The organism is Mesorhizobium sp. IMUNJ 23033, from assembly GCF_044778005.1.
GTDB lineage: Bacteria > Pseudomonadota > Alphaproteobacteria > Rhizobiales > Rhizobiaceae > Mesorhizobium > Mesorhizobium amorphae_A.
This window is the reverse complement of the sequence record NZ_JBJACT010000052.1, coordinates 21,821-27,820: the sequence shown is the minus strand read 5'-3', so window position 1 is coordinate 27,820 and position 6,000 is coordinate 21,821. Positions and strand designations below refer to the sequence as shown.

Annotated in this window: 5 protein-coding genes; 4 read left to right on the top strand and 1 reads right to left on the bottom strand. The window is 60.7% G+C overall.

Annotated features, from left to right (window positions below):
* Positions 1-302: transposase (locus ACFX5Q_RS33125; protein ID WP_404284556.1), on the top strand; the 302-nt coding region annotated here is incomplete at its 5' end.
* A 110-nt stretch (positions 303-412) separates the two neighbouring features.
* On the opposite strand, the gene ACFX5Q_RS33120 is transcribed toward ACFX5Q_RS33125, so the two are convergent.
* A complete protein-coding gene (locus ACFX5Q_RS33120; RefSeq protein WP_404284554.1) occupies positions 413-1,063 on the bottom strand; it encodes a GntR family transcriptional regulator in 651 nt (216 codons plus the stop codon).
* Positions 1,064-1,259: 196 nt separating this feature from the next.
* On the opposite strand from ACFX5Q_RS33120, the gene ACFX5Q_RS33115 reads away from it, so the two are divergent.
* From ACFX5Q_RS33115 to ACFX5Q_RS33105, 3 genes are all read left to right on the top strand, one after another.
* The gene (locus tag ACFX5Q_RS33115; protein ID WP_404284552.1) at positions 1,260-2,654 is read left to right on the top strand and encodes a malonyl-CoA decarboxylase; all 1,395 of its coding nucleotides are present in this window, start codon (positions 1,260-1,262) and stop codon (positions 2,652-2,654) included.
* A gap of 22 nt (positions 2,655-2,676) precedes the next feature.
* Positions 2,677-4,197, top strand: a complete 1,521-nt coding sequence (locus tag ACFX5Q_RS33110) for a malonyl-CoA synthase (RefSeq protein ID WP_404284550.1) — start codon at positions 2,677-2,679, stop codon at positions 4,195-4,197.
* 113 nt (positions 4,198-4,310) lie between these two features.
* The gene (locus tag ACFX5Q_RS33105) at positions 4,311-5,660 is read left to right on the top strand and encodes an SLC13 family permease (RefSeq protein ID WP_404284548.1); all 1,350 of its coding nucleotides are present in this window, start codon (positions 4,311-4,313) and stop codon (positions 5,658-5,660) included.
* Positions 5,661-6,000: the final 340 nt, after the last annotated feature.

Here is a 6,000-nt window from a genome sequence, read left to right as displayed (position 1 = left end):
AGCCGATGCAGAATGGTTACATCGAATCCTTCAACGGCCGGATGCGGGATGAGCTCTTGAACGAAAGCCTGTTCTTCGGCCTCGACCACGCCCGCAGCGCCATCGCCGAATGGGCGGAGGACTACAACACCGCGAGGCCCCACTCCTCGCTCGGATATCAGACCCCGGCGGCCTTCGCCGAGGTCTTCACCGCAATCGGCTCCGACGCTGCGCTCAACGAGGGCTTCGCGTCTCCGCCGGTTGCTCAACCCGCGCCCTACGGCGTAACAGAAACGGCCAAGGCTCTAATCGCCGCTGGATGACAGTTCAGTGGCAGGTCAGCGTGGCGAAAAGTTTTGAAGCGGTCGGCGACGCCAGCGCCGCGATGGGCGCGGGAAAGATAAGTTGCATTGTGGAACCACCGGACGATCGACTATCTGCTCGCCAGCGTCGCTACAAGATCGCTGAAACGTTCGCCCTGGATACTGACATGCTGGCGCAGGAGCGTGCGCGCCCGCTCCGCGTCGCCTGCTAGGATTGCTTCCACGATCGCGTCATGCTCGGCGAACGAGGTGGCAACGCGGTTGCGCACGCGAAGCTGGAGACGCCTGTAAGGCTGCAGACGGCGGTGCAGTGCGACGCACTGCTCGGCCAGGAAACCGCTGTGGCTGGCAGCATAGATAGCTTTGTGAAAGCGTTCGTTGTCGTAATAGTAGAGGTCACTGTCGCCGGCTGAGGACGAACGCTCGCAATCTGCATGCGCGGTCAGGATGGTTGTGCGATCGGCATCGGTGAACCGTCGCGCGGCCAGCGAACCGGCCAAACCTTCAAGTTCCGCCATCACCTCGAACATTTCGAAAATGCGGTGCGGTCCTGGGTCGATCACCACGGCACCCCGGCGCGGCCGGATCTCTACCAGCCCGATCGCGTTCAACTGCATCAGCGCCTCGCGCACCGGCGTTCTCGACACGCCGAAGCGTGTTGCCAATTGCACCTCGTCTAGTCGCGAACCGGGGGCGAAGTCGTTCGAGATTATGCCGTTTTCAATCTCGTCACGTAGGCGCTGAACGACATTCTCCGACATTTCTTGGGCCTTTCAATGCAACATTGTAATTCTTGTATGCAAGAATATTGACCTTGCGTACAAGAACGTTTAAGAACGATACCACAAAAGGCAAGTCGCACACAAATGCGTGGACGCATCCGAGCACCAGCATGCGTCGAGACCGCGCGGAGGGTCTTCTTGCGCTGATTTCGACCTTTGCCAGGAGGACTCCGATATGGCAGGCATCTCGTTCTTTAGCGATATGGTGCAAAGCATCACCGATCGCGGCCGCAGGCTGCTTGCGGCAGGGGCGCGCAGCGAGCCGGTCCAAGCCGCGACGAATATCGAAACACTCTGCGACATGCTTTTGTCGAGCCGGGGCGAAGCCTCGGGCATGGCATTGGCCGCCGAAGTCCTTCAGCGCTGGGCACAACTGGACGCGGCCGGTCAGGAAGACTTCGTGCGTATGCTGCACGAACAGTTCGGCCCAGACATCGCCAAGCTTGACAAAGCCATCGAGCGCTACCGCAGCGACAGAAGTTCGGACGCCGTCATCGAACTGCACCAAGCCGCCGAGCCGCGTCGCCAGGAACTTGTGCGCAGACTCAACCTGGCCCCCAAAGGCACGGCAAGACTGGTGGAGATGCGCGAGCGCCTATTAGCCATGAAGGATGCGACGGAACCGTTTCGCGCCGTCGATGCCGACTTCGCCCACCTGTTCGGCTCATGGTTCAACCGCGGTTTTCTGACCCTGCGTCCGATCGACTGGTCGACGCCAGCCGACATCCTCGAGAAGATTATCAGATACGAGGCTGTGCATGAAATCGCCGGCTGGGAGGAACTGCGGCGGAGGCTAGCTCCAGCCGACCGCAGGTGCTTTGCGTTCTTCCACCCGCGTCTCGCAGACGATCCGCTGATCTTCGTTGAGGTTGCGCTGACCAAGGCGATTCCCTCTGCCATCGCCGATGTGCTCGATGTAAACCGTTCGCCGATCACGGCCCAGGACGCCACCACCGCTGTCTTCTATTCGATCTCCAACTGCCAGGACGGACTGCGCGGCATCTCTTTCGGGAACTTTCTCATCAAGCAGGTGGTGGAGGATTTGCGCCGCGACCTGCCGGGCTTGAAGACCTTCGTGACGCTGTCGCCGGTTCCGGGTTTCGCTGGCTGGCTAGCAAAACTGCGCAAGGCGACCGATGCGAGCCTCGATGACCAGGCCCTCAAGACGCTCGAGCTGCTGGACGATCCGAGCTGGGCGGACGATCCGCAGAAGGCACGGGTCGTTGAAGCTGTGCTCCTCCCGCTCGCCGCACGCTATTTCGTCAAGGAACGTGCCACCGGCAGACGGCCGGTCGATCCTGTGGCGCGTTTTCATTTGGGCAACGGCGCTCGCCTTGAACGGCTGAACTTCCTCGCCGATCGCTCCGCCAAGGCGATGCGGCAGTCCCACGGCTTGATGGTCAACTACTTTTACAAGTTGGACGACATCGAAGCGAACCATGAAGCCTTGGCGCAACATGGTGAGGTCGCGGCTTCGCCGGAGGTGAAGAAACTGGCGGAAACCAATTCGGCCGACGTCAGTATCGGCGCCCCGGTTCGTCGACGCCGCACCGAAATGCAGAAAACCTAACAAGCAAATTGGGAGGAGTTCAATGAGCAATCACCTGTTCGACGCCATGCGAGCATCCGCCAAGTCAGGCGAGTCGATTTTCATCGAGACTATTGATGGTCAGCGTTGGACCTATGCAGATGCGCTGCGGCTCTCCGGACAGATCGCCAGCGCAATTGATGTGCTCGGCGTTCGCCCAGGCGACCGCGTCGCGGTCCAGGTGGACAAGAGCCCGCTGGCTCTGATGCTCTATCTCGCATGCGTGCGCTGCGGGGCGATCTATCTGCCGCTGAATACCGCCTATACGCTGGCTGAACTCGACTATTTTATCGGTGACGCCGAACCGCGGCTCGTCATCGTCTCCTCGAAGTCGCGCGCTGATGTCGAAAGGATCGCGCACGGCTACGGCGCGATTGTCGAAACGCTCGACGCGGACGGCGCCGGGTCGCTCATGGAGTTGGCCCGGGACGAGTCTGCCGATTTTCTCGACGCGGCGCGCGCGCCTGACGATCTCGCCGCGATCCTGTACACATCTGGGACCACCGGCCGTTCCAAGGGCGCAATGCTGACGCACGACAACCTTTTGTCCAATGCAATAGCACTGCGCGAATGCTGGCACGTGACCGCAGCCGACCGGCTGATCCACGCGCTGCCGATTTTTCACACGCATGGGCTCTTCGTGGCGACCAATGTCACGCTGGTTTCCGGTGCCTCGATGTTTCTGCTGCCAAAGTTCGAGCCTGGCGAAGTCCTTCCTCTGATGTCGCGGGCGACGCTGATGATGGGCGTGCCGACCTTCTATGTCCGGTTGCTTCAGCATGAGGGCCTGAACCGGGAAACGGTCGCCAACATTCGGCTGTTCATCTCCGGCTCGGCGCCGCTGCTCGCTGAAACGCACGCCGCATTCAAGCAGCGCACCGGTCACGCCATTCTCGAACGCTACGGCATGACCGAAACCAACATGAACACCTCAAACCCCTATGACGGCGAGCGAAGGGCAGGGACAGTAGGTTTCCCACTCCCGGGCGTGTCGGTGAGGGTCACCGATCCGGCCACGGGCGAGACGCTCGGACCAGGCGAAACCGGCATGATCGAGATCAAAGGCCCGAACGTTTTCAAAGGTTATTGGCGGATGCCTGAAAAGACGGCGGCGGAGTTCACCAAGGACGGCTATTTCATCAGCGGCGACCTCGGCAAGATCGATGAGTCGGGCTATGTCCACATAGTCGGCCGCGATAAGGACCTGGTGATCTCCGGCGGCTATAATATCTACCCGAAGGAAGTCGAGAGTGAGATCGATCAACTCGACGGTGTCGCCGAGAGTGCGGTCATTGGCATTGCACATCCGGATTTCGGGGAGGGGGTGACGGCCATCGTGGTGCTCAAGCCTGGTGCCACAATGGACGAAAAGGCCGTGCTCAACGCGCTGCGCGACCGCCTCGCGCGCTACAAGCAGCCGAAACGGGTGATCTTCGCCGAGGACCTTCCGCGCAACACCATGGGGAAGGTGCAGAAGAACTTTCTGCGCGACCAGTTCAGCAACCTTTACATGCCCGCCTCCTAGGAGGCGGGCACTACCCTGCGTTGGTGCTTGGGAGCGAGACCGATGCAGGCCGATCTACTAACCGATGGAAAATGAGAACGGGCGCCTGAAGGCGTTTCCCGAGGGAGGAAGCTATGAACATCCAGATTCTGTCGATCGCGCTGCTGGTCGGCATGTTCGTGATCGCCACCATCCAGCCGATCAATATGGGCGCACTCGCCTTCGCATGCGCCTTTCTGGTCGGCTCGCTCATCATGGCGATGAAGCCGGCGGAAATATTCGCTGGCTTCCCGAGCGACCTCTTCCTGACACTGGTCGGCATTACCTACCTGTTCGCCATCGCCCAGATCAACGGTACCATCGATTGGCTGGTCGAGGGCGCAGTCAAACTGGTGCGCGGACATGTGGCGTGGATTCCCTGGGTCATGTTCCTGGTCGCCGCTGTCATCACCGGCTTCGGTGCGCTCGGACCTGCAGCCGTCGCCATCTTGGCCCCGGTGGCGCTGGGTTTTGCGTTCCAGTATCACATCAATCCGGTCATGATGGGATTGATGGTTATTCACGGTGCACAGGCGGGGGGATTTTCTCCGATCAGCGTCTATGGTGGCATCACCAACCAGATAGTCGAGAAGGCGGGGTTACCGTTCGCACCGACATCACTGTTCCTCTCCAGCTTCTTCTTCAATCTGGCTATCGCCGTCCTCGTTTTCTTCGTCTTCGGCGGCTCGAAGGTGTTGCGTAAGCATTCGATCGCATTAGGCCCACTGCCCGACCTCCACCCTGAGGGCGTGACGCAGCCAATCATCGGCCACGGCGGCACGCCGGCTGTGCCGATCAGCCATCACGTCTTTGAGGAGCAGATAAAAAATGTGTCGGCGCTTTCCAGCCTGACTACGGAAAGGTTGACGACTTTGATTGGCCTTACGGCGCTCGCGGTCGGCGCACTCGTCTTCAAATTCAATGTCGGGCTGGTGGCGATCACGGTGGCCGTCGCCCTCGCGCTCCTCTCACCGAAGACCCAGAAGGCAGCGATCGACAAGGTCAGCTGGTCGACAGTGCTGCTGATCGCCGGCATCATCACCTATGTCGGCCTCATGGAGAAGATCGGTACGATCGACTACGTCGCGAAAGGCATCTCCAGCCTCGGTATGCCGCTGCTGGTTGCACTCCTCCTCTGCTTCACCGGCGCGATCGTATCGGCGTTCGCCTCGTCCACCGCCTTGCTCGGCGCCATCATTCCGCTCGCCGTTCCGTTCTTGCTGCAGGGCCACATCAGCGCCATCGGAGTCGTTGCGGCAATCGCCATTTCAACGACCATCGTCGACACCAGCCCGTTCTCCACAAACGGCGCCATTGTCGTCGCCAACGCGCAAGAATCCGAGCGCGACAGCGTGTTGCGGGCATTGCTGATCTACAGCGCGCTCATCGCCATCATCGGACCTATCATCGCCTGGCTGGTCTTCGTGGTCTCAGGACTGGTCTGAGTAAGCCACGATTCCCAGCTGAATCACCCAGGTCGAGCCGCCGCCTTTTATTGCAGCGGCGGCTGGACTGTCTCAGGACCGCGCTCCTGCAGCCCTCCGCGCGGGTCATATTCGTCAAGCGAACTGTCGCGGCGCCAACACGCTGCACCCGGCCGTTCGGTTGCGCGCAAGGCGATTCCGACCCGTCATGGCAGCACCTTTCGCCGCCGTTTCGTGCCTTGTCGACTGATGCGTCCTGCCCGTCGAGCAGCCCGAACATTATCCTGCCGGGGTCTTCCGACAGCACAAGCCGTTCGCCGATCAGAACGGTCGTCCGCCTCGCCGGATCGTAGAGTGGCCA

Excerpts from the sequence above, each read along its gene's own strand:
- ACFX5Q_RS33110 (WP_404284550.1), top strand. The coding sequence starts at position 2,677 with ATGAGCAATCACCTGTTCGACGCCATGCGAGCATCCGCCAAGTCAGGC.
- ACFX5Q_RS33120 (WP_404284554.1), bottom strand. The coding sequence starts at position 1,063 with ATGTCGGAGAATGTCGTTCAGCGCCTACGTGACGAGATTGAAAACGGC.
- ACFX5Q_RS33105 (WP_404284548.1), top strand. The coding sequence starts at position 4,311 with ATGAACATCCAGATTCTGTCGATCGCGCTGCTGGTCGGCATGTTCGTG.
- ACFX5Q_RS33115 (WP_404284552.1), top strand. The coding sequence starts at position 1,260 with ATGGCAGGCATCTCGTTCTTTAGCGATATGGTGCAAAGCATCACCGAT.